The following is a 21,295-nucleotide window of genomic DNA, read 5'->3' as shown; positions in this document are numbered from 1 at the left end:
GCCCATTATTGAGACAATTGCTCCCGAACCAGTTTGCTGACCTGTTCCCCGGGTGCACGGCCCTGAATTTTTGGCATAAGCACTTTCATGACTTTGCCTGTATCTGCAGGGCTTGTTGCCTGAGTTTCTTTAATTGCTTCTTTAACCAATTGCCTTAATTCTTCTTCTCCCAGCTGACTGGGAAGAAATTCTTCCAGAATTTTAATTTCGGAAAGGGTCATCTCTTTGAGATCTTCGCGATGAGCCTGTTCTGCACCTTCCAACGCTTCTTTACGGATTTTCACTTCTTTTTGAATAATTCCCAAAATCCCTGAATCATCCAATGGCGAACCTTTATCAATTTCAGCGTTCTTGATACTGGCAATGATTAATCGTAAAGTGCGCTTGCGAGTTTCGTTGCCGGACCTCATGGCGTCTTTCAATGCGCTTTCGATTTTTTGTTTTAGTTCCATGACTATTTTCCTCAAGTCGGGTCAGGGCAAATTCGTTACGGTGATATATGGCCGTATTTTTTCAAATAGGGCTGCACCAATTCCCGGTACATTTTGAATTTCTTCAATTGTAACAAATCTACCATTTTTTTGCCGATATGCAATGATTTCACTGGCTTTGGTTGGGCCAATTCCCGGTAAACTCTCTAATTCCTGCTGAGAAGCAAGGTTTAGGTCAATGATAACGGGAAATTCCTCCGAGGAATTGGTCGGGAGTGGGATTTGCATCGGGTTATTGACATTTAAGACCTCACCTTTTGCTGGAATGTAAAGTTTTTGACCGTCATTCAAGCGGGCTGCCAGATTAATTTGATCTGCATCGGCTTGTTCGGTGAAACCTCCCGCAATCAGCAAGGCATCCTGAACCCGGCTGCCGGGAGCAAGATAATATACCCCCGGCGAGTGCACCTGCCCAGAGAGGTGAACCGCGATCAATGGCGAAGTCGGTGTGGGTAATATAAGAATTGGCGCGCTGTGAGAAGGTGAAGAAATCAGTAAAATTAATCCTGCGGCCAGCAATCCGATTAAAATTCCAATCGCTAGGATATAGATCGTTTTTCCCATACTGCTGCTTCAAACCAAGATCTTCATTATCAGTATAATGAGGTTCGGTTAGTGGTCAAGTGGTTTTTGATTGGATTTCTGCCAACCTGTAAACAGGAAGGTGTATTATGAAAATTTTCACCATAGAATTTGAGATTGATACTCAAGGGAATACGGATATTCTCGATATCACCGGTAAAGTGGAGGAAATTATTCGTTCCAGTGATATTGAAACAGGAATTTGTGTGCTTTTTACTCCATCCAGTACCAGCAGCCTGACTACGATCGAATTTGAGCCGGGATGCCTTGAAGACTTAAAACGATCCTTTGAAAGAATTGCCCCTTCCACAGATCGCTATGCACACAATGCGCGTTGGGGGGATGGAAACGGTCACAGTCACATCCGGGCTGCATTGCTCGGTGCGTCTGTGACCATCCCGATTCAAAATCATCGGTTAACGCTGGGTACCTGGCAACAAATTATTCTGGTGGATTTTGATATCCGCCCCCGCCGCCGGCAGGTGAAGGTTCAGTTGTTGGGTGAATAGCCCGTGGCTGAAGTTTCTTTTCCAGTTCAAGCATGGCATTGAATGATGCAATGCTGACCTCAAGAATATCCAGATCCGGCTCGCGGGTTGTCAGAGATTGAAGCGCCAGATTTGGGCGAATCATCCATCGAATGAATGGATGATCGAGGTGGTTTGCGGTGAAACGGATATATTCGTACGCCAGCATGGCCAAAACAGGAATAAGAAGGACTCTGGAAAGCAGTAAAAACCCGAATGGTAAGTTCCCCACCAGTGAAAAGACCAGAACTGAAAGGACGATCAGGGTCAAAAGGAAAGATGTTCCACAGCGGGGGTGTTCCAATGGAAAATTCTTAACCGTTTCGGGTTTTAAGTCTGCTCCGGCTTCAAAGGCGTTAATGGTTTTATGCTCCGCGCCGTGATAGGCAAAAACGCGCTGGATATCTGGAACTCGCCCGATTGCCCAAATGTAGAGGATGACACCACCGAGCCGTAAAATACCCTCGATCAAATTCATGGCAAAGGATGAAATACCCGTCAGGTTTTGAATGGCTTTGCCGACTGCTGCGGGAGTGAGGAAGAATAACCCGATGGCAATCGCCAGTGAGGCTGCCAGGGTTAAATACAGAGAAACTCCTTCAATTTTTTCTTCTTCACCACTTTGTAAGTTTGCCGAGCGGGTCAAGTAACGCGTTCCCAGTCCTAACGCATCCCAAAGTAAAATCAATCCACGCAGGAATGGAACCTGGCTAAAGCCACTTTGATAAATCCCTTTCAACTCTTCCGTTTCAAGGATGATTTGACCATCCGGGGCACGCATGGCCGCGGCAAGCGCGTACTTGCCGCGCATGAGAACTCCTTCGATGAGGGCCTGCCCACCATAAGAAGGTAATTTTAATTTTTCCGTGCTCATGCCATAACCATTATTTTGTTCACCGTTGTTCACCGTAATTGTAAAAGAAATGGATCAAGGTCTGAATGCCTTTGTACCATGTCGGAAGGTGTAATTTTTCGTTTGGGCCATGAATGTTGTCATCTGACAACCCAAAGCCTGTCAGGACTGATTCAACCCCTAAAATTCTTTGCATGTTGCCAACCACTGGTATACTGCCGCCCTCTCTTTTATAAACAGGTGGCTTGCCCCATACGGATAAGAAAGCGCTGGCAAGCGCCTGAGTGGCCGGATGATGAATATCAGAAATGGATGCTGCCCCGTAAGACATTTGAATCAACTCCCAACGGACGGTTTTGGGGGCTTTCTCCATGAGGTATTGTTGGAGCTGATCAAATACCGCAGCCGGGTCTTGATCCGGCACCAGCCGGGTAGATACTTTTGCCATTGCCCATGAGGGTATGACGGTTTTTTGTCCCTGCCCGGTGAAACCAGAATAGATTCCATTCACATCCAGAGAGGGACGGGCTCCCACGCGTTCAACGGGAGTAAATCCCTTTTCACCATATAGTGCGGGCACGCCGGTCTGGCGTTTGTAGTATTCTTCGTCCATTGGCAATTTTGCCAGTTCTGCCCTTTCTTCTGCCGAGAGGTGACGTACACGGTCATAAAAGCCGGGCAGGGTAATCCTGCCATCCTGATCGTGCATCCCGGCAATCAGTTCACAAAGCACCTGTGCGGGGTTATGAACAACACCCCCAAACAAACCGGAATGAAGGTCATGTTCTGGTCCGTAAACCCGGATTTCAAAGTAGGCTAAACCCCGCAAGGCATAGGTGATGGTCGGAAGATCAGCAGCAATCATCCCGGAGTCGGGATTGAGCGCAACATCACAAGCCAGAAGTTCTTTATGGCTTTCCATGAAGGAGTTGAGGTTGGGCGATCCAATTTCCTCTTCGCCTTCGATCATGAACTTAATATTTACCGGCATATTTCCGTTCTTGAGAATGGATTCGACGGCAAAAATACTGGCCGCCACCTGTCCTTTCATGTCGGATGCTCCGCGCCCATAAAGGTTTTCCCCGCGGAGAGTCGCTTCAAAAGGCGGGCTATGCCAGAGATCGTCCGGCTCAGAGGGTTGGACGTCATAATGCCCATAGATCAAAACAGTCGGCGCATCTGGCCGATTGGCACAGCGGCACTCGCCATAAACTACCGGATGACCTTCGGTTGGAATGACTGCGACTTCATTCAACCCCAGGTCTTTCAGCTTGGTGGTAATCCACTCGGCAGCTGCCTGCATAGCTGCTTTTTTTTCGGGATCGGTAGAAATCGAGGGAATGTGAACAAAGGTTTTTAATTGTTCTAAAAAAGATTCTTGGTTTGTTTGGGCGTATTCGAGTGCTTTTTGGCGGTTGTTCATGAACGATTCTCCTGATAGAAGGTGGTTTGATTATATGACAAAAGTCATTATTCAAAAAGAATTATTGCCTCAAGCGGAAATTCTGCTAAAATAAGGATACAGGTTCGGTGGTCAGTTCAAGTATATCTTGACTGGCGTCGGGTAATTTATGTTCAGCCCGTCGAAAAGTGCCGCCTTCCTCCTCCACCGATCCTATGCCAATCACTATTCAAATCACCTCCCCTAATTTCAATATTGCCCGGTATATATATCGGTCTGCAGGTTGATTAACCGAAAGGAACCCCTTTCGGTTTTTTTAAAATTCATTCTCCCAATCATGAGAGTGAGGTTGATATGATTATCAAGAATTGCAAGATCGTTACTTGGCAAAATCCCAACCAGATTCTTTACGATCAGGCCTTATGGATTGAGAATGGGGTTATCAAAAAAATTGGGCGATACGAAGATCTGAAACGGACGGCTCCATCGGAGGAGGTTATTGACGCAGCCGGACAATATGTGATGCCAGGAAATATTTGTGCTCATACCCATTTTTATGGGGCATTTGCCAGAGGAATGGGCATACCGGGGACGCCGGCAAAAGATTTTCCTGAAATTCTTGAAAAGTTATGGTGGTCACTGGATAAATCGCTTAATTTGGAGGATGTGCGCTACTCGGCGTTGGTATGCCTGATAGACGCAATCAAACATGGTACCACCACCTTGATTGACCATCATGCTTCTCCCAATGCAATTGGAGGTTCGCTGGATGAGATTGCTCAAGCCGTGGCGCAGGCCGGCGTGCGGGCCTCATTGTGTTATGAAGTCACTGATCGGGAGGGCGAGAAAGGTGCTGATGAGGGAATTCGTGAGAATATACGCTTTATCGAACTCGTAAAAAAGAACAATCCTCTACCGGGCAAACTGGCTGCAATGTTTGGCCTTCATGCCAGTTTATCTCTCTCTGAAGAAACCCTTAGAAAATGTCGTGAGGCGGTACCCGATGAGGTCGGTTTCCACATTCATGTTGCTGAAGATCCGGCTGATGAATATGATAGTCTGTATAAATGTGGTGAAAGAGTGGTGGACAGGCTCTATCGCCATGGTATTTTGGGCGAACGGAGTATTGCGGTTCATGCCGTTCACGTGGATATTCGGGAAGTGGAACTGTTGGCACAAACCCAAACATGGGTTACCCATCAACCGCGTTCCAACATGAATAATGCTGTGGGCATGTCGCAACCGGAAGGCATGCTGCGGGCAGGTGTGAAAGTGTGCCTGGGAAATGATGGTTTTTCCAATGCCATGTGGGAGGAGTGGAAAACGGCTTATCTGGCTCATAAATTATGGAATCGCGATCCCCGGAGGATGCCAGCAACCACGGTGGTGGAGATGGCTGTTTATAACAATCGGGAATTGGCCGAACAACAATTCAATACCGGCCCGTTAGGAATCATTAGCGAAGGCGCTCAGGCTGATCTGATTTTTGTGGATTACCATCCCTTCACGGAGATGAATGAAGGTAACCTGCCATGGCATATCATCTTTGGTTTTCATGAGAGTATGGTTACATCAACAATGGTAGCCGGCAAATTTTTGATGCGTAACCGTGAATTATTAACGCTCGATGAAGAAAAAATTGCATTTGAAGCGCGCCATCTTTCTTCGCAAACATGGCAGCGATTTCGGCAGCAATTTCAAGAATGATGAGATTGGGTAAAGGAGTAAATCAATGTCGCCACTCAAAGATTACACCATTGGAATTATTGGGGGAACGGGAAAAGAAGGGAAAGGACTGGCTTACCGTTGGGCAAAAGCAGGACACCGTATTATTATAGGGTCGAGGCAGGAAGAAAAAGCCCGAGCCGCGGCACAAGAAGTAATGGATCTGCTTGGGACGGATACCCAAATACGCGGTGAAGCCAACGAAACAGCCGCACAGGAAGCGGAGATTCTGGTCCTGACGGTGCCTTTTGCTGCTCACGCCGAGATGTGTGAACGAATGAAACCTTTTGCGCAGGGCAAGATAGTCATTGATGTTACCGTGCCATTGGTGCCGCCAAAAGTTACCCGCGTTCAAATGCCTCCCGAAGGAAGTGCTACCCAACAAGCCCAAAAAATTATGGGAGAGACGGTGCAGGTGGTTGCCGCGTTTCAAAATATCTCTTATGAACACCTGCTTAACGACGAAGAGGTAGATTGTGATGTGTTGGTGTGCGGTGGGAACAAAGAGGCACGCGAGGTTGTGCTGCAATTGGTTGAGGATGCCGGGCTGGTGGGCTGGAATGCCGGCCCGATTGAAAATGCCGTGGTTGTTGAGGGTTTGACTTCAATATTAATTGGATTAAATAAACAATATGGCGTTCCTTCCTCAGGAATTCGGATTACTGGTATTCCCCGAAAGTCATAACGGACTCAGATGAAAAAATTGGAGTTGACTCCATTAGCGGATATTCCTCTCATCCAGGCTGGGGATAATCTGGCAAAGATAACCCTGGATGCGCTGTCCCGACAGAATATAGATCTGTTCGATGGAGATATTCTGGTTTTTGCCCAAAAAATTGTTTCCAAAGCCGAAAACCGGCTGGTCTATTTACCGGAAGTTCAGCCATCCGAACAAGCCATTCAAATCGCTGCGGAAGTTGAAAAAGACCCCCGCTTCATTGAGCTGGTGCTACGCGAATCACACCAGGTGCTTCGGAAACGTGCCGGCACGATTATTGTCGAACATCGGAAAGGATTTATCTGTGCCAATGCGGGGATAGATCACTCGAATGTGCGAGGACCATACGGTGATCCGGATTTGTGGGTGTTGTTGCTGCCAGAAGAGCCAGATCGTTCGGCGCAGTTCATTCGCAATGAAATTGAGCAGCAAACCGGTGTGAAAATTGGGGTACTAATCATTGACTCTCATGGGCGCGCATGGCGGTTAGGGACTGTGGGTGTTGCAATTGGGCTGGCGGGAATGCCCGGTCTGGTTGACTTGCGCGGTGAAGCGGACATGTTTGGCTATCATCTGAGGATTACTCAGGTGGCCGTAGCAGATGAATTGGCTGCGGCGGCTTCTCTGGTAATGGGGCAGGCCGATGAGCGAACCCCAATCGTACATGTAAGAGGGTTTCCCTATCCGTTGCGAGAAGGTAGTTTTGAGGAATTGCCTCGACCAGTGGGAATGGATTTGTTTCGTTGAGAGGTGCGAATGGAGCATGTGACGGTTCTGGCAGGTGGCGTTGGTGGTGCAAAGCTGGCACATGGGTTTGCGCTGTGTCAACCGGAGATTCACCTGACCGTAATCGTCAATACCGGAGATGATTTTGATCACTTTGGTTTGAGGATTTGCCCGGATCTGGATACGGTTTGTTACACGCTGGCCGGGCTGGCAAATCCACAAACCGGCTGGGGGAGAAAAGAAGAAACCTTTGAAGTGCTGCAGCAGGTTGGTAAATTGGGTGGACCTACCTGGTTTCGCCTGGGGGACAAAGATTTAGCCACTCATCTTGAAAGAACCCGCCGTTTAAGAGAGGGGCAACGGTTGAGTCAGGTGGTTGAATCATTTTGCTCCCGATGGGGAATCACCGCGCGGGTATTACCGATGAGCGATGATCCGGTGCGGACAATGGTGCATACCCTCGAATATGGGTGGTTGGGTTTTCAAGATTACTTTGTGCGCTGTGCCTGTCAGCCGGCTGTGAAGGAATTTGCTTTTGAAGGGATTGAAAAGGCTCTCCCCGCTCCGGGGGTTTTGGAAGCGCTGGAAAGGAGTGACTTGATTGTAATTGCCCCATCCAACCCGTGGGTCAGTATTCAACCCATTTTATCGCTGAAGGGAGTTGCCTCATTAATTCAAACCAAAAAAGTGATTGCAGTATCGCCAATCATTCAGGGTCAAACCATTAAGGGGCCGGCTGCAAAAATGTATCGCGAGATGGGGATTGAACCTTCGGCTTTAGCGGTTGCCCGTCAGTATCAACCTTATTTGTGGGGGTTTGTAATAGATGAATTGGACCGAGGATTGGAAACTACCCTGAAGTCGTCAGGTATAATGATATTGATTACTCAAACGATCATGCACCATGAAGAGGATCGGTTATTACTGGCAAAAAACATCCTTGCCTTCAGCAAAGCAAGGAAACTGGAACAACAAAGAAGGGAGTTTTGACGAATGGGCTTGTGGGCAATCGTCCCCGTAAAACCCCTGCGCCGCGGTAAATCGCGTTTGGCAAGCGTTTTATCGGAAGATGAACGTGCGTTGTTAAATTTCACCATGTTGAGCAACACCCTGCGCACATTGCGGGATGTTGAAGAAATCGAACAAATATTGGTCGTCAGCCGCGATCCGGCGGCACTCTCGCTGGCAAGAGAGTTTAACGCCCGAACCGTGCAGGAAGATGGTCAACCGGAGTTGAATACAGCTTTGCAACGGGCAACCGTGGTAGCGCAAATGTATGCCGCGCAGGAAATTCTCATCCTGCCCGCTGATTTACCTCTTCTCTCGGTAAGTGATGTACGGCGTATACTGCAATATGCAAAAAATCCACCTGTGGTCGTCATCTCGCCTGATCGGCGTAATGATGGAACCAATGCCCTTTATATGAATCCGGGGGGGATCATTGAGTATCGCTACGGGCCAGGGTCATTTCATCAGCACGTTGAACAGGCGCGTATAAAGGGGGTTCGGGTAGAAATCTGTCAATTATCTACGCTGAGCCTGGATCTGGATTTGCCGGAAGATTTAGATTTGTTGAAACAAATAGAAGCCATGCAAATCGAACCTTGAAAATATTCAAACAGGAGGAAACCATGTCCGAAAGAGTAGCGCTTTATTTGCAGGATGCACACGATTTGCGGGACGGCCTTGATTATGTTCGCTATGCAGAAAAACGCGGCTTCGAGGCGGTCTGGCAGGCGGAAAGTCGTCTGGTCAGAGATGCAATTGTTCCCATGGCGGCTTACGCTGCCGTGACCGAGCGCATCAAGGTGGGGTCGGGTGTCATCAACAACTGGACGCGAAATATTGGTCTGCTGGCAGCCACATTTTTAACCCTGGACGACCTGGCGCCCAACCGCATCATTTGTGGCATAGGTGCCTGGTGGGATCCTCTGGCAAAGAATGTGGGAATCGAAAGACGAAAACCGCTTACGGCGATGAGAGAAACCGTAATCGTTTTACGGCGTTTATTGAATATGGAACGGGTTACCTTCCACGGCGAGTTTGTTCATGTGGATGGAATTGAACTGGATGTAGTGCATGGGCGGCGTGAACCCAGAAACGTGCCGATCATGATTGGTGCAACCGGTGATCAGATGATGGAACTGACCGGAGAAATTGCTGATGGCGCTGTGCTAAATTATTGTGTCCCACCGGAATACAACATTAAAGCACTTGAATTACTGGAAAAAGGTGCTAAAAAAGCGGGACGCACACTGGACAATATTGATAGGCCTCAACTGGTGGTATGCTCGGTAGACCATGACCGCGAAAGGGCAATTGATACCACCCGCGAATTGTTAACCCAATATCTTGCTCAACAGCCACACATTGCCAAGGCCTCGGGTGTTTCGCCGGATGTGGTTGCAGAAATCCAATCTATTCTGGGTTGGCCCGCCACTCATGAGCAGATCCAAAAAGCCAAACATCTTGTGCCGGAAGAGTTGATCCACCGCATTACCGCATCCGGTACCCCCGAAGAAGCGCGAGCCAAAGTGAATGAATACAGAAAATACGGTTGTACCTGCCCCATTCTTTATCCGGTGGGCGGGGATGTAAAACTATTGATTGATACCTTTGCCCAACAATGACGATTCTCTTCTTTACATTCGGTTTAAATTGATTGCCGGGAGGCTGATGCTATGATCAAAGAGTACTATCGCCCCAAAACGGTTTCTGAAGCGGAACGGTTGTTTGCAGAGACAGACAAAAAAGTTGTGCCACTGGGCGGAGGGAGTGTGCTCAGCCGTTCCAAACAGGATGATCTTTGTGTTGTGGACCTGCAGGAATTAGGGTTAAATCGAATTGAGGCGGTTGGGCAAAAACTGACCATCGGGGCAACCACAACCCTTCAACAATTGCTGGATGCTGATCCGATCCCGGCGGTTTTGAGAGAGGTTATTAAGAAATCGGCGACCCTGAATATCCGCAATCAGGCAACGGTGGCAGGGTATGTGGTTTCGGCAGGTGGTCGCGCACCTCTGGCGATTGCCTTGATGGCATTGGATGCCCAGCTTGTGTGGCATCCTCATCAAAACCTGCAACCAATTGGGGATTGGTTTTCCTTGCGGCGCCCACAGGGTTTCTGGATCAGCGAAATTCAATTGAACCTGAATATTGAATTAAGTTATGAGCAAGTTGCCCGAACTCCGATGGATCAGCCCATCCTTGCTTTGGCTTTAGCCCGCTGGCGTTCCGGGCGGGTGAGAGTTGTCGCAGGCGGTTTCGGTAAGTCACCCGTGCTTGCATTCGATGGTTTGGAAGATGGTGGCGTGTTGGAAGCGGTGAAAAATGCATTGAGTGACAGCGGTGATGAATGGGCCAGCACGGAATATCGAATGGACGTTGGTCAAGTGATGGTAAGACGAATTCTTGACAAAGCCGCTTCAGGCCTTTAGGGATAACAAGGAGGTTCGAGTGAAAACGGTTTCCTTTACACTCAATGGGATTGTCCAGCACTGGGAAGTTGCGGATGGCGAGACGCTGCTTTCTTCCTTACGGAGGCAAGGATTCTTTGGAGTCAAATTTGGTGGTTGTGAAAATGGTGAATGCGGCGCCTGCACGGTGTTGTTGGATGGCAACCCGGTTAATTCCTGCTCTTTGTTGACCGTTCAGGTGGAAGGTAGAAATATTCAGACCATCGAAGGAATGGGTGAACATCCGGACCAGGGCTGGAAAAAGACCGCCGGTCTTCATCCCATCCAAAAAGCATTGGTAGAGAGCGGTGCAATCCAGTGTGGTTATTGTACCCCGGCCTTCGCATTGGCTGCCAAAGCACTGTTGGAGAAAAATCCTTACCCCAGCGAAAGTGAGGTACGCGAAGCCATTGCCGGCATCCTTTGCCGATGTACGGGTTATTTGAAGCCGGTGCAGGCAATCCTCAAAGCGGCTTCTGTCCTGCGTGGAGAAAAGGGGGAAGAGGGTGATGTGGAAGAAGATAGCGGTCTTCCCTTGCCAATGAATTGGCCTGCGGGAACGGATGGACAGCCTTCAACAGGGGCAGGTAGTGATATTCCCCAAACCGTGACGCTGACTCGTCGCAAGGTTTTTATGCCGCTGATGGTTGAAACACCCGAAATACGCCAAAAGGGGCTTTCTCGGGTTGGTAAACCGGAATTGAAAGTAGATGCCATTAAGCTGGTACAGGGAAAGCCGGCCTTTGCAGCCGACATAGAAAAACGAGGCATGTTAATTGCCAAAGTTTTACACAGCCCGGTTGCCCACGCTCGCATCAAACACATTGACCTCAGCAAAGCCCGCGCGCTACCGGGGGTGGCAGCCGTGTTGTGCTACAAAGACATTCCACGCGTGGTTTATTCCACTGCTGGGCAGTCCGATCCGATACCCGGTCCGCTGGATACCTTTTCGCTGGACTCCAAGGTGCGTTTTGTTGGGGATCGGGTGGCGTTTGTTGCCGCCGAAACCGAAGAAATTGCCGAACAAGCGCTCAAATTGATTGAGGTTGAATACGAACCTTTGCCTGCGATTCTGGATGCCCGTGATGCGATGAAAACGGATGCCCCCATCATCCATGACGAACCGGAGTATGTCAATTTTGCCGACTCGAATCCGCACAAAAATCTTGCGGCGCAAATCCATATTGACATCGGGGATGTGGAAAAAGGGTTTAAGGAAGCTGACCGTATTTACGAAGCGGAGTATGTGGTACCAAAAGTTCAACAGGCTCACATTGAACCCCATGTGGTTGTCACATACTGGGATGAGGACGACCGGTTGGTTATTCGCACCAGCACGCAGGTGCCTTTCCATGTGCGGAGAATTCTGGCCCCAGTGTTGGGGCTGCCCGTCAAACGCATTCGGGTCATCAAACCGCGTATTGGAGGAGGGTTTGGCGGCAAGCAGGAAGTTTTGATTGAAGACGTTGCTGCGCATCTAACCATTGCAACCGGCCGTCCGGTGATATACGAGTACACCCGAGAGGAGGAGTTTATCGCAGCACGCTCGCGTCACCCCATGCGAATTCGCATGAAAACCGGGGTAAAACTGGATGGGACAATCACAGCTAACGAAATGCGCGTGCTTTCGGATACTGGAGCATATGGCTGTCATGGTTTGACCGTGACCGGCAATACCGGGCACAAATCCATGGCTCTTTATGTGGGCGATGGACCATACCGAAAATCACCCAATATTCGTTTTTATGCAGACGTGGTGTACACCAACACTCCACCCGCCGGTGCTTATCGAGGATATGGGGTTCCGCAAGGCTTCTGGCCGGTTGAAAGGCATATGGAACGAATCAGCCGTGATTTAGGGTTGGACCCAATTGCCTTTCGGTTGAAGAATGCAATCCGTGAAGGTGAACTTCATCCCTTCAGCACAGCGTGGAGTGAGGGACGGGAGCCGCGTCCAGAAATCATTCAGACGGTGGGGCTGGAAGAATGTGTACGACAGGGAAAGGCCTTAATCGGCTGGGACCAGAAATTTGGGAATCCTGAATGGCATCGAGTGGAGGGCAAGCCACACTTACGCCGAGGAATTGGAGTGGCACTGGTCATGCAGGGTACTGCGATTCCCTATCTGGATATGGGTGGAGCCAGCATCAAAATGAACGATGATGGTTCGTTTAATCTCCTGGTTGGAGCCACGGACTTAGGTACGGGTTCGGATACCGTCCTTGCCCAAATGGCCGCGGAGGTTTTGGGTGTGCCGGTGGAAGACATTCTGGTGTATTCCTCAGACACCGATTTCACACCTTTTGATAAAGGCGCTTATGCCTCTTCAACCACCTATATTTCGGGAGCTGCCGTTGTCAAAGCTGCGGAAGAGGTTGCCGAAAAAATCAAGAAACGCGCCGCGCGAATGATTAAGGAGCGATATTCGGAAATAGAAGTGACTCCTGAAGACATTCTTCTGGAAGATCGTAAGGCAATGGCACCGGGTGGTCAATTTGTGACACTCGCCGAAGTAGCCTTGAACGCCCTGCATCACACCGATCAGGAACAAATCATGGGGATTGGTTCTTACTATTCTCCAGTTTCACCTCCGCCGTTTGCCGCTCAATTTGCCGAAGTAACTGTGGATGTTGAAACTGGACAGGTAACCGTTGACCGATTGGTAATGGCGGTTGATTCGGGTGTCATCGTCAACCCTGTAACGGCTTCCGGTCAAATTGAAGGAGGAATGACGCAGGCATTGGGTTATGCGGTTTGTGAAGAAATGGTATATGATAAAGAAGGTCGAGCGCGTGAGAAAGATCTGGTGGATTACCACATCTTCCGCGCCAACGAAATGCCCCAATTGGAAACCGTGTTTATTCAGACCTATGAACCCTCTCATCCCTTTGGGGTCAAGGCGGTCGCCGAAATTCCGATGGATGGAGTTGCTCCGGCAGTTGGCAATGCGGTATTCGATGCCTGCGGTGCAGATATTTTTGAGAACCCGATTACACCTGAACGTCTATGGCGGGCGTTGAAGGCAAAGCAATCTTTTACCGGAAATTAATAGTTGAGATGAGGTTGATGATGCTGGCTATTTATCGTGAAATTGCCAAAACAATTGAAGAAGGAAAAGCCGCTGCCGTTTGTACAATTATCGAAACCAGCGGATCGGTGCCGCGTCATGAAGGCAGCAAAATGCTGGTTTTCCCGGATGGTTCTTTTATCGGTACAGTCGGGGGGGGTGAGGTGGAGAGCCGGGTTATCGAAGAAGCCATCCAATCCATAAAAGATGGCAAGATTCGCAATCTTCGCTATAACATGGTTGATCCAAAACAGGGTGACCCCGGAGTGTGTGGCGGGACTTTGGAGGTATATGTGGAACCAATATTGCCAAAACCCACGCTGGTTGTGATTGGGGGTGGACATGTTGGCAAGGCAGTAGTACATCTGGCAAAATGGTTGGGGTTTACTGTTGCCGTCAGCGATGACCGACCGGAGTTCTGTACGCCGGAAGCCAATCCGGGTGCGGATTTGTTCTTTCCGGTTAAAATGGCTGAATTGCCCCAGCATTTGAACATTACTCCGTACACTTATCTGGTGCTGACAACTCGCGGCAGCAATATTGATATTGAAGGATTGGAGCCTTTACTCCATACCGAGGCAGCTTACATTGGAGTGATTGGTTCAAAGCGGCGCTGGTTGGTAACCCGTAAGGCATTACTCGAAAGAGGTGTTTCTGAAGAATTGCTTAACCGGGTACACTCCCCGATGGGATTAGAATTAAAAGCTGAAACCCCTGAGGAGATTGCCGTCAGCATCATGGCGGAAATCATCATGCTGCGCAACGGCGGTAGTGGGGAGAGGATGAGCATTTAGGAGGGCAATGATGTGGAAGAATGTCTTTAGTGCAGTATCAATTGAGGAGGTTTTACATATCCTTGCCGAAAAAGAGGAAAAAGCGAGGATTGTCGCAGGGGCAACGGATCTTATTCTTGAAATTGAACGCGGTGTGCGGCATGGCATAGAAACGCTGGTAGATATTTCCCGTATTCCCCAACAGGATCACATTTTCTTGGATGAAGACGGATGGATTCACCTTGGCCCGCTGGTAACGCATAACCATTGTGTTGCCTCAAAGATGATTGTGGAAATGGGATTACCGTTGGCGCAGGCTGCGTGGGAAGTCGGTTCTCCGCAGATCCGCAATCGTGGAACGATTGCCGGCAACCTGATTACAGCCTCGCCTGCGAATGACACCATTACCCCGCTCATGGCTTTGGGCGCTCGCCTCACGATTCAATCTCTCCGCGGAAGCCGCATCCTTCCATTAGAGGCTTTCTATCAGGGCGTTCGGCGGGTGGATTTGCAGCCTGATGAGATGGTGGTGGATATTGCTTTCCCTGCGCTTAAGCCGAATCAACGTGGGATGTTCATCAAATATGCTCTTCGGCGGGCGCAGGCGATTTCACTGGTGAATGTCGCTGTAGTATTAACCTTTGACGGTGATGTGATCACAAAATCCAGCATCACTTTAGGCGCTGTTGCGCCCACAATCATCCATGCGATGGAAGCAGAAGAATACCTGCAGGGTAAATTCCTATCACCGGAGGTGATTCAGGGGGCAGCGCAATTGGCCATGCAAGCGGCACGACCCATTTCGGATGTGCGCGCTTCGGCAGAGTATCGCCGCAGGATGGTGGGAGTCATTACCCGCCGGGCGCTGGCTGCTTTGGCTGCTCACGCTGAGAAAGAAGGCTTTCCACAAAGACCGGTATTGTTATGGGGCGGTGAAAAATATCCGCAGGGGTACTTGAATAAATCCATTCTTCACGAAGCAGGTGTGCCGATTGAAACGACCATCAATGGCAAGTTTTATTCCATCCAGGGCGGCCATCAAAAATCGCTGTTGAGACTTATTCGCGAAGATATCGGCCTGGTTGGGAGTAAAGAAGGCTGTGCTGAAGGAGAATGCGGTGCATGTACTGTATTCCTGGATGGCGCTGCTGTGATGAGTTGTATGGTGCCAGCAACCCGTGCCCATGGTGCGCAAATTGTCACCGTTGAAGGTCTGGCAAAAGATGGCTCACTTCATCCTGTTCAGCAAGCCTTTGTTCAGGAAGGAGCAGTCCAGTGTGGTTATTGCACACCGGGGTTTCTGATGTCGGCCGCAAAATTGCTGGAAGAACGGCCGACACCCTCTCAAGAGGAAATCCGGCAGGCTATGACGGGGAACCTGTGCCGCTGTACAGGTTATTATAAAATCATTCAGGCAGTTGAAGATGCTGCCCAACTGGTTCAAAAGGGAGGATAAGATCATGCCCAACAAGTATGGAAATTTACAAGCCAAACAACAGGAGATGATGCGCGAATCGCGCAACAAGGTACATCCCATCTGGCGCGGGGTCGGATTCATTCTAATTATTCTGACGCCAATATTGGGTTACTTTGGGACCATCGCTCTGCTGGAAGAGAATTCCAGGCAGAAATGGTTTACCATACCCGCTGATTTACTGGCCCCGGGGGCTGATCCGCTTTTGTATGTCAAAATCGGAATGACCTTAATTTTGGCGTTTCTAATCTATTTCATCTTCCAATTCATCAGCATGATCCTGTTTCGTCTGCTGGGTCCTTCCCGCTATGGTCCCTATGATGTTCCTCCGGTCAGTTATCGCGGGAAGAAATATCGGCGATGAAAATGTGTTATGGAGGTTGAATTATGAATGTTGTCGGCGAGTCGGTTATTCGCGTAGATGCGGTTGGAAAGGTGACCGGTGAAACGCTGTATCCGGGGGATATCAATTTACCCAATCAGGCTTACATGAAAATTTTGTTTGCCAATCGTCCCCATGCAGTCATTAAAACCCTCAACACTTCAAAAGCCGAAAAATATCCTGGCGTAATTGCTGTATTTACCGCAAAGGATGTACCGAATAACGAATACGGTTTGATCATGCCCGATCAACCGGTTTTGTGCGGCCCCGGTTCAACCAAGCCCTATGCCGAACGAGTACGTTTTATTGGTGATCAGGTGGCGCTGGTGATTGCAGAAACCGAACAAATCGCTGCTGAAGCACTGTCTCTAGTCGAAATTGAGTATGAGGACTTGCCAGTTGTGACCGACCCACTGAAAGCAATGGAGGATGATGCGATTCTATTACATCCGGATAAGGGATCGAACATCTTTGGGCGTTACCGCATTCGGAAAGGTGACGTGGAAAAGGCTTTCGATGAGTCGGATGTGATTGTTGAAGGTGTGTACCAGACCCCGGCGCAGGAACATGCTTACCTGCAACCCGAAGCCGGTTTGGGTTACATTGATGAGGAGGGTAGAGTCACCGTCATCGTTGGAGGACAATGGACTCACGAAGATCAGGAACAGATTGCTCATGCGCTGGCTCTACCGCTTGAAAAGGTGAGGGTGATTTACCCGGCCATTGGCGGAGCGTTTGGCGGTAGAGAGGATATGTCCGTACAAATTGTTTTGGCCCTGGCAGCATGGAGATTGCATCAACGCGGTATTGATCGTCCGGTCAAAATAATCTGGTCGCGGGAAGAATCCATCATCGGCCATCACAAACGGCATCCCTACCACATCCGGGCAAAGTGGGGTGCAAAACGCGATGGCAGAGTCCTCGCCGCGGAAGTGGAGGTCGTTGCAGATGGCGGCGCTTATGCCTACACCTCAACAAAGGTGCTGGGAAACGCTACTTTAATGTGTACCGGACCTTACTCCATACCCAACGTTAAGGTGGATTCCTATGCAGTTTATACCAATAACCTGCCCAATGGGGCTTTTCGTGGGTTTGGAGGACCGCAAGGTGCATTTGCTGCCGAAATGCAGATGAATAAGCTGGCCGAAGCGCTGGGCATCGACCCGGTTGAAATTCGAATGCGCAACCTTTTAGATGAGGGTGACTTGCTTTCAGTGGGCACCCCACTGCCTGCGGGAGTTAGCATTAAGAAGGTGGTTGAAGCCTGTGCAAAAAGTGCCGGATGGGTAAAAGGAGAAGATGGATGGCACCGGCCGGCCGGATTTCAGGTAAAGACCGGCCAGGCACATCTCAAGCGAGGGATTGGTTTTGCATGTGCTTTTAAGAACGTTGGCTTTTCTTTTGGTGCCCCAGAAAACTGTTGGGCCATTATTGAGCTGCATGGTAATGCTGAAATAGAAAAAGCAGTCCTCTATCATGCTGCGGCTGAAGTTGGTCAGGGCTCGCACACTGTTCTGGTGCAAATGGCTGCCGAAGCATTGGGATTACCGCTGGAAAAGGTTGAACTGGTTGCTGCAGATACAGCAGTAACCAAAAATTCGGGCAGCGTGTCGGCGTCGAGAATGACTTTCATGGCAGGCAATGCCATTCGGGGAGCAGCAGAAAAAGCCCTGGAGGAGTGGAAGAACGAAGAACGACCTGCCAGAGCAGAATTTCAATACCGCCCTCCCCGAACGACACCCTACGACCCGGAAACCGGTAAATCCGAACCCAATTTTGCCTATGGGTACGTGGCTGAGGCTGTAGAAGTCGAAGTTGATGTTGAGACCGGACAGGTGCGGTTGGTTAATGTCATTTGCGCGGATGATGTGGGCAAAGCGGTCAATCCTCAGCAGGTGCAAGGTCAGGTGGAAGGCGCAGTGGTTCAGGCAGCTGGTTACGCCATTCTGGAAAACTTCATTCAGCAGGATGGACAGGTACTGACCAAAACCCTTTCCACATATCTGATACCGACGATCCTGGATATTCCGGAAAAGGTTGAGTCAATTATCCTGGAATACGCAGACCCGCGCGGACCGTGGGGGGCGCGTGGGATGGGTGAAATGCCATATTTACCACTGGCTCCAGCTGTTGGAGCAGCCATCCGCAATGCAACCGGGAAGTGGTTCGATCAATTCCCGTATACACCGGAAAGAATTTTATTTGGGCTGGAAGAATAATTATTAACCGGGCATGTAAATGACCAGACTGAGAGTGCTCATCCGCGGCGGCGGGGATTTGGGCAGTGGGGTTGGTGTGCGGCTTTACCGGGTGGGGGCGCAGATAATTGTGACCGAACTTCCCATGCCACTGGTCGTACGCCGTACTGTTTCTTTTGCCGAAGCGGTGATCAGTGGTTCAACCTTTGTGGAGGAAGTGCCTGCCAGAAAGGCTGAAGTGAAAGATGAAGTTTTAGAAATGCTGGAAAAATCGGTCGTGTCCGTTGTAATAGACCCGGATGCGGAATCGATTCACTGGTTGAAGCCGGATGTGATTGTGGATGCCCGCTTGAGAAAGTCTCCTCCTGAAATCGGTTTGAACTCCGCTCCTCTGATCATTGGGCTGGGTCCGGGTTTTACTGCCGGTTTGAATTGCCATGCAGTTGTTGAAACCAAACGCGGACCAACGCTTGGGAGGGTGTACTGGAGCGGTACTGCCGAGGTGGACAGCGGTTTACCGGAAGCCGTTAATGGATTTGTGGAAGAACGCGTACTACGAGCACCGAAGGATGGTTTTTTCAAACCGCTGGTACGAATTTGCGATTTTGTTTCCAAAGGTCAGCCGGTGGCGGAAGTGGATGGTGTGCCGATCCTCGCGAGATTTGACGGCGTGATACGCGGAATGGTAATGGAAGGATTGCCAGTCACCAGCGGAATGAAGGTTGGGGATGTCGACCCGCGTAAAGATCCCCGGTTGTGTAGTCTGGTATCCGATAAATCGCTCGCGATTGGTGGGGGAGTCCTTGAGGCGGTGCTCTCCCGGTCTGATCTGCGAAAACGGTTGTGTGGTGATTGATATGCGCTTATTGGATGGCCTACGGTTAGAAAAAACCAGCCGTCTCGCAATTGTTGGATCTGGTGGCAAAAGCACCATCCTGTTTAATTCCTCAAAAGAATTTGCCAGACCGGTTGTCCTGGCTGCCACTGTTCACCTCTGCACCGACCAGCTGAAACTGGCTGATACTCACACGGTCATTGAACATCCAGATGATGTTGAGCTTGCATTCCAAAAACCCCTGAACGGGATTACATTATTGACCGGGCCGATTGGAGAGAATAATCGAACGCGGGGTATCCAATCCCCAGAGATAGACCTCATCCGGGAGTTTTGTGACCGTTTGGATTTACCGCTCCTGCTTGAAGCGGATGGTTCACGCAGACTGCCGCTCAAAGCCCCCGCGCAACATGAACCCCCAATTCCGGCGTGGGTCAATCAAGTTGTGGTGGTCGTTGGGTTATCCGGGTTAGGTAAACCTGTGGATGAGGAGACAGTTTTTCGGGCTGAAAAGTTTGCAGAAATAACCGGTACTCAACTGGGTGAAAAGATTACATTCGAAATGATCCTACGTTATTTGCTGGCGGATGAAGGAGGCTTAAAAAATATACCGAAAAATGCCAGAAAGAGTGTCTTTTTCAATCAGCTGGATCAGGTTGTTTTGAACGATCAGGAAAAACAAACCATATCCACACCTTTGTTGGAAAAATATCATCAAGTGATTTGGGGTAATGCTGCTCAGGTATCACCTGCAGAACGGGTAGAGCAGCGATTTGAACGAGTTGCGGGTATCATTCTCGCGGCGGGTGGTTCAACGCGATTTGGAAGGCCGAAGCAGATCCTGGAATGGCGTGGAAAGCCTTTCATCTGGCATGTGGTTCAAAAAAGTTTGCGGGCTGGTTTGCAGCCGATTGTGGTGGTCAGTGGTGCACACAACCAAGCAGTAGAAAAAGCTGTTGCTGACTTACCGGTTATGGTTGTGCATAATTCCCAATGGGAGATGGGATTGAGCACCTCGGTCAAATGCGGCCTGGCGGTTGTGGCTGATCAGGTTGGCGCTGCCGTGTTCCTGATGAGCGATGTCCCGCAGATTCCTCAGGGCGTGATTGAAAAACTGGTATCAGCACACCGTAAAAAGGCGGGCACAATTTTCTCCACTTCTTTGCAGGGGCAAACCGTGAATCCAGTATTATTTGACCGGCGTTGCTTTGAGGATTTATTGAAACTGGAAGGTGAGCGAGGCGGGAAGGCTTTGTTTAACAAATATTCGGTTGAAACGATTGAGTGGGAAAATCCAAATGATCTTCGAGATATTGATCGAGAAGAAGACTATGAGTGGTTGAGAGCACGGTATGGTTGAAAAATTGCGCGTAGCCAACGATGTGGTAGCGCTGGTACTGGCAGCTGGTTTGTCAACCAGGATGGGGCAACCGAAATTATTAATGGATTGGGGGGGAAAGACGGTTTTGCAAACGGTATTGAGTACTTTGCATTCCTGCGGAATCGTAAAAATTCACACCGTCCTTGGGGCGAATCGTGAGTTAATTCAACAGAGTATTCTGGCATTGCCATTTCCGGTTGAGATGGTTTTCAACCCGGATTTCGCCAACGGTGAAATGACCGATTCCATCCGGGTTGGAATCAGAACCCTACCGAAGGACGCCACGGCTGCATTGATTGTGCTGGGAGATCAACCTCACATGCGGATAGAAACCGTCAGTGGTGTATTGGAAACATATGGAAATACAGGCGCTAAAATTATCGTTCCGAGTTATAACTACCGCCGTGGCCACCCCTGGTTGATTGATCGAACGCTTTGGTCTGAATTAGAAAATCTGAATCCATCCTACACCCTGCGGGATTTTTTACGCCGTTTTCAGCATGAAATCCATTACTTCAACGTGGATTCGCCGAGTGTGCTTCAAGATCTGGATACTCCGCAGGATTATCAGCAATCGAAACCGATGTAAAAATCACGGGTTTGTATTCAGGTTGAAGGCTTGAAGGGCGGCTTGAAGGTAACGGTTATTCAGATTGTCGGGTGTTTCATTTTCAATCCAATCGTCGGGTAAAACACCGTGATCACG

20 protein-coding genes are annotated in these 21,295 nt (G+C 49.5%); 16 read left to right on the top strand and 4 right to left on the bottom strand.

The genetic code is table 11. The features are described 5' to 3' along the window. Window positions 1-5: 5 nt before the first annotated feature. A complete protein-coding gene (locus ACWIZX_RS01970) occupies window positions 6-452 on the bottom strand; it encodes a GatB/YqeY domain-containing protein (RefSeq protein ID WP_448334660.1) in 447 nt (148 codons plus the stop codon). 21 nt (window positions 453-473) lie between these two features. Then, the gene (locus ACWIZX_RS01965; protein WP_322791686.1) at window positions 474-1,055 is read right to left on the bottom strand and encodes a helix-hairpin-helix domain-containing protein; all 582 of its coding nucleotides are present in this window, start codon (window positions 1,053-1,055) and stop codon (window positions 474-476) included. Between the two features lie 107 nt (window positions 1,056-1,162). Here ACWIZX_RS01965 and ACWIZX_RS01960 point away from each other — a divergent pair, with 107 nt between their 5' ends. Further along, on the top strand, window positions 1,163-1,582 hold the full coding sequence (locus ACWIZX_RS01960) for a secondary thiamine-phosphate synthase enzyme YjbQ (RefSeq protein ID WP_322791687.1): 420 nt from the start codon (window positions 1,163-1,165) through the stop codon (window positions 1,580-1,582). On the opposite strand, the gene ACWIZX_RS01955 is transcribed toward ACWIZX_RS01960, so the two are convergent. Both ACWIZX_RS01955 and ACWIZX_RS01950 read right to left on the bottom strand, forming a co-directional pair. Next, the gene (locus ACWIZX_RS01955) at window positions 1,515-2,474 is read right to left on the bottom strand and encodes a DUF1385 domain-containing protein (protein ID WP_448334659.1); all 960 of its coding nucleotides are present in this window, start codon (window positions 2,472-2,474) and stop codon (window positions 1,515-1,517) included. The genes ACWIZX_RS01960 and ACWIZX_RS01955 overlap by 68 nt on opposite strands. 19 nt (window positions 2,475-2,493) lie before the next feature. Then, window positions 2,494-3,876, bottom strand: a complete 1,383-nt coding sequence (locus ACWIZX_RS01950) for a dipeptidase (protein ID WP_448334658.1) — start codon at window positions 3,874-3,876, stop codon at window positions 2,494-2,496. 333 nt (window positions 3,877-4,209) lie between these two features. Here ACWIZX_RS01950 and ssnA point away from each other — a divergent pair, with 333 nt between their 5' ends. The 15 genes from ssnA to ACWIZX_RS01875 are packed head-to-tail and all read left to right on the top strand — an operon-like array spanning window position 4,210 to window position 21,178. Beyond that, window positions 4,210-5,562: a putative aminohydrolase SsnA gene (gene ssnA, locus ACWIZX_RS01945; protein ID WP_322791690.1), complete on the top strand. Its 1,353-nt coding sequence runs from the start codon at window positions 4,210-4,212 to the stop codon at window positions 5,560-5,562. Between the two features lie 25 nt (window positions 5,563-5,587). Continuing rightward, window positions 5,588-6,265, top strand: coding sequence for an NADPH-dependent F420 reductase (gene npdG / locus ACWIZX_RS01940; RefSeq protein WP_322791691.1), 678 nt, complete (start codon window positions 5,588-5,590; stop codon window positions 6,263-6,265). A gap of 9 nt (window positions 6,266-6,274) precedes the next feature. Further along, window positions 6,275-7,045 (top strand): coenzyme F420-0:L-glutamate ligase, encoded by a 771-nt coding sequence (cofE, locus tag ACWIZX_RS01935; RefSeq protein WP_448334657.1) that lies wholly within the window; start codon window positions 6,275-6,277, stop codon window positions 7,043-7,045. A gap of 9 nt (window positions 7,046-7,054) precedes the next feature. After that, the gene (cofD, locus tag ACWIZX_RS01930) at window positions 7,055-8,014 is read left to right on the top strand and encodes a 2-phospho-L-lactate transferase (RefSeq protein WP_448334656.1); all 960 of its coding nucleotides are present in this window, start codon (window positions 7,055-7,057) and stop codon (window positions 8,012-8,014) included. 3 nt (window positions 8,015-8,017) lie between these two features. Further along, window positions 8,018-8,632, top strand: a complete 615-nt coding sequence (gene cofC / locus ACWIZX_RS01925; RefSeq protein WP_322791694.1) for a 2-phospho-L-lactate guanylyltransferase — start codon at window positions 8,018-8,020, stop codon at window positions 8,630-8,632. Between the two features lie 23 nt (window positions 8,633-8,655). Then, window positions 8,656-9,654 (top strand): LLM class flavin-dependent oxidoreductase, encoded by a 999-nt coding sequence (locus tag ACWIZX_RS01920; protein WP_322791695.1) that lies wholly within the window; start codon window positions 8,656-8,658, stop codon window positions 9,652-9,654. A 51-nt stretch (window positions 9,655-9,705) separates the two neighbouring features. Beyond that, a complete protein-coding gene (locus ACWIZX_RS01915) occupies window positions 9,706-10,461 on the top strand; it encodes an FAD binding domain-containing protein (RefSeq protein WP_448334655.1) in 756 nt (251 codons plus the stop codon). A gap of 19 nt (window positions 10,462-10,480) precedes the next feature. Then, window positions 10,481-13,528 carry a molybdopterin-dependent oxidoreductase gene (locus ACWIZX_RS01910; protein WP_448334654.1) on the top strand — a complete coding sequence of 1,016 codons (3,048 nt, stop codon included), beginning with the start codon at window positions 10,481-10,483 and terminating at the stop codon, window positions 13,526-13,528. Between the two features lie 17 nt (window positions 13,529-13,545). Then, entirely contained in the window at window positions 13,546-14,340 is a 795-nt protein-coding gene (locus ACWIZX_RS01905) for an XdhC family protein (RefSeq protein ID WP_322791698.1), read from the top strand. Between the two features lie 7 nt (window positions 14,341-14,347). After that, the gene (locus ACWIZX_RS01900) at window positions 14,348-15,775 is read left to right on the top strand and encodes an FAD binding domain-containing protein (RefSeq protein WP_448334653.1); all 1,428 of its coding nucleotides are present in this window, start codon (window positions 14,348-14,350) and stop codon (window positions 15,773-15,775) included. 4 nt (window positions 15,776-15,779) lie between these two features. Next, window positions 15,780-16,157 carry a hypothetical protein gene (locus tag ACWIZX_RS01895; protein ID WP_322791700.1) on the top strand — a complete coding sequence of 126 codons (378 nt, stop codon included), beginning with the start codon at window positions 15,780-15,782 and terminating at the stop codon, window positions 16,155-16,157. A 23-nt stretch (window positions 16,158-16,180) separates the two neighbouring features. Next, the gene (locus tag ACWIZX_RS01890; RefSeq protein ID WP_448334652.1) at window positions 16,181-18,394 is read left to right on the top strand and encodes a xanthine dehydrogenase family protein molybdopterin-binding subunit; all 2,214 of its coding nucleotides are present in this window, start codon (window positions 16,181-16,183) and stop codon (window positions 18,392-18,394) included. Window positions 18,395-18,413: 19 nt separating this feature from the next. Beyond that, window positions 18,414-19,229 carry a selenium-dependent molybdenum cofactor biosynthesis protein YqeB gene (gene yqeB / locus ACWIZX_RS01885; protein ID WP_448334651.1) on the top strand — a complete coding sequence of 272 codons (816 nt, stop codon included), beginning with the start codon at window positions 18,414-18,416 and terminating at the stop codon, window positions 19,227-19,229. A gap of 1 nt (window position 19,230) precedes the next feature. Further along, on the top strand, window positions 19,231-20,568 hold the full coding sequence (yqeC, locus tag ACWIZX_RS01880) for a selenium cofactor biosynthesis protein YqeC (RefSeq protein ID WP_448334650.1): 1,338 nt from the start codon (window positions 19,231-19,233) through the stop codon (window positions 20,566-20,568). After that, a complete protein-coding gene (locus ACWIZX_RS01875; RefSeq protein WP_448334649.1) occupies window positions 20,561-21,178 on the top strand; it encodes a nucleotidyltransferase family protein in 618 nt (205 codons plus the stop codon). The genes yqeC and ACWIZX_RS01875 overlap by 8 nt, the downstream gene beginning before the upstream one ends. Window positions 21,179-21,295 lie beyond the last annotated feature (117 nt).

The organism is Bellilinea sp. (genome assembly GCF_053501535.1).
Note: the sequence above shows the minus strand (reverse complement) of the source record. Positions and strands in the feature narration are given on the sequence as shown.

Bases quoted from the DNA above. Each gene is read 5' to 3' on its own strand.
- ACWIZX_RS01970 (WP_448334660.1), bottom strand. From the start codon at position 452: ATGGAACTAAAACAAAAAATCGAAAGCGCATTGAAAGACGCCATGAGG.
- ACWIZX_RS01965 (WP_322791686.1), bottom strand. From the start codon at position 1,055: ATGGGAAAAACGATCTATATCCTAGCGATTGGAATTTTAATCGGATTG.
- ACWIZX_RS01960 (WP_322791687.1), top strand. From the start codon at position 1,163: ATGAAAATTTTCACCATAGAATTTGAGATTGATACTCAAGGGAATACG.
- ACWIZX_RS01955 (WP_448334659.1), bottom strand. From the start codon at position 2,474: ATGAGCACGGAAAAATTAAAATTACCTTCTTATGGTGGGCAGGCCCTC.
- ACWIZX_RS01950 (WP_448334658.1), bottom strand. From the start codon at position 3,876: ATGAACAACCGCCAAAAAGCACTCGAATACGCCCAAACAAACCAAGAA.
- ssnA (WP_322791690.1), top strand. From the start codon at position 4,210: ATGATTATCAAGAATTGCAAGATCGTTACTTGGCAAAATCCCAACCAG.
- npdG (WP_322791691.1), top strand. From the start codon at position 5,588: ATGTCGCCACTCAAAGATTACACCATTGGAATTATTGGGGGAACGGGA.
- cofE (WP_448334657.1), top strand. From the start codon at position 6,275: ATGAAAAAATTGGAGTTGACTCCATTAGCGGATATTCCTCTCATCCAG.
- cofD (WP_448334656.1), top strand. From the start codon at position 7,055: ATGGAGCATGTGACGGTTCTGGCAGGTGGCGTTGGTGGTGCAAAGCTG.
- cofC (WP_322791694.1), top strand. From the start codon at position 8,018: ATGGGCTTGTGGGCAATCGTCCCCGTAAAACCCCTGCGCCGCGGTAAA.
- ACWIZX_RS01920 (WP_322791695.1), top strand. From the start codon at position 8,656: ATGTCCGAAAGAGTAGCGCTTTATTTGCAGGATGCACACGATTTGCGG.
- ACWIZX_RS01915 (WP_448334655.1), top strand. From the start codon at position 9,706: ATGATCAAAGAGTACTATCGCCCCAAAACGGTTTCTGAAGCGGAACGG.
- ACWIZX_RS01905 (WP_322791698.1), top strand. From the start codon at position 13,546: ATGATGCTGGCTATTTATCGTGAAATTGCCAAAACAATTGAAGAAGGA.
- ACWIZX_RS01900 (WP_448334653.1), top strand. From the start codon at position 14,348: ATGATGTGGAAGAATGTCTTTAGTGCAGTATCAATTGAGGAGGTTTTA.
- ACWIZX_RS01895 (WP_322791700.1), top strand. From the start codon at position 15,780: ATGCCCAACAAGTATGGAAATTTACAAGCCAAACAACAGGAGATGATG.
- ACWIZX_RS01890 (WP_448334652.1), top strand. From the start codon at position 16,181: ATGAATGTTGTCGGCGAGTCGGTTATTCGCGTAGATGCGGTTGGAAAG.
- yqeB (WP_448334651.1), top strand. From the start codon at position 18,414: ATGACCAGACTGAGAGTGCTCATCCGCGGCGGCGGGGATTTGGGCAGT.
- yqeC (WP_448334650.1), top strand. From the start codon at position 19,231: ATGCGCTTATTGGATGGCCTACGGTTAGAAAAAACCAGCCGTCTCGCA.
- ACWIZX_RS01875 (WP_448334649.1), top strand. From the start codon at position 20,561: ATGGTTGAAAAATTGCGCGTAGCCAACGATGTGGTAGCGCTGGTACTG.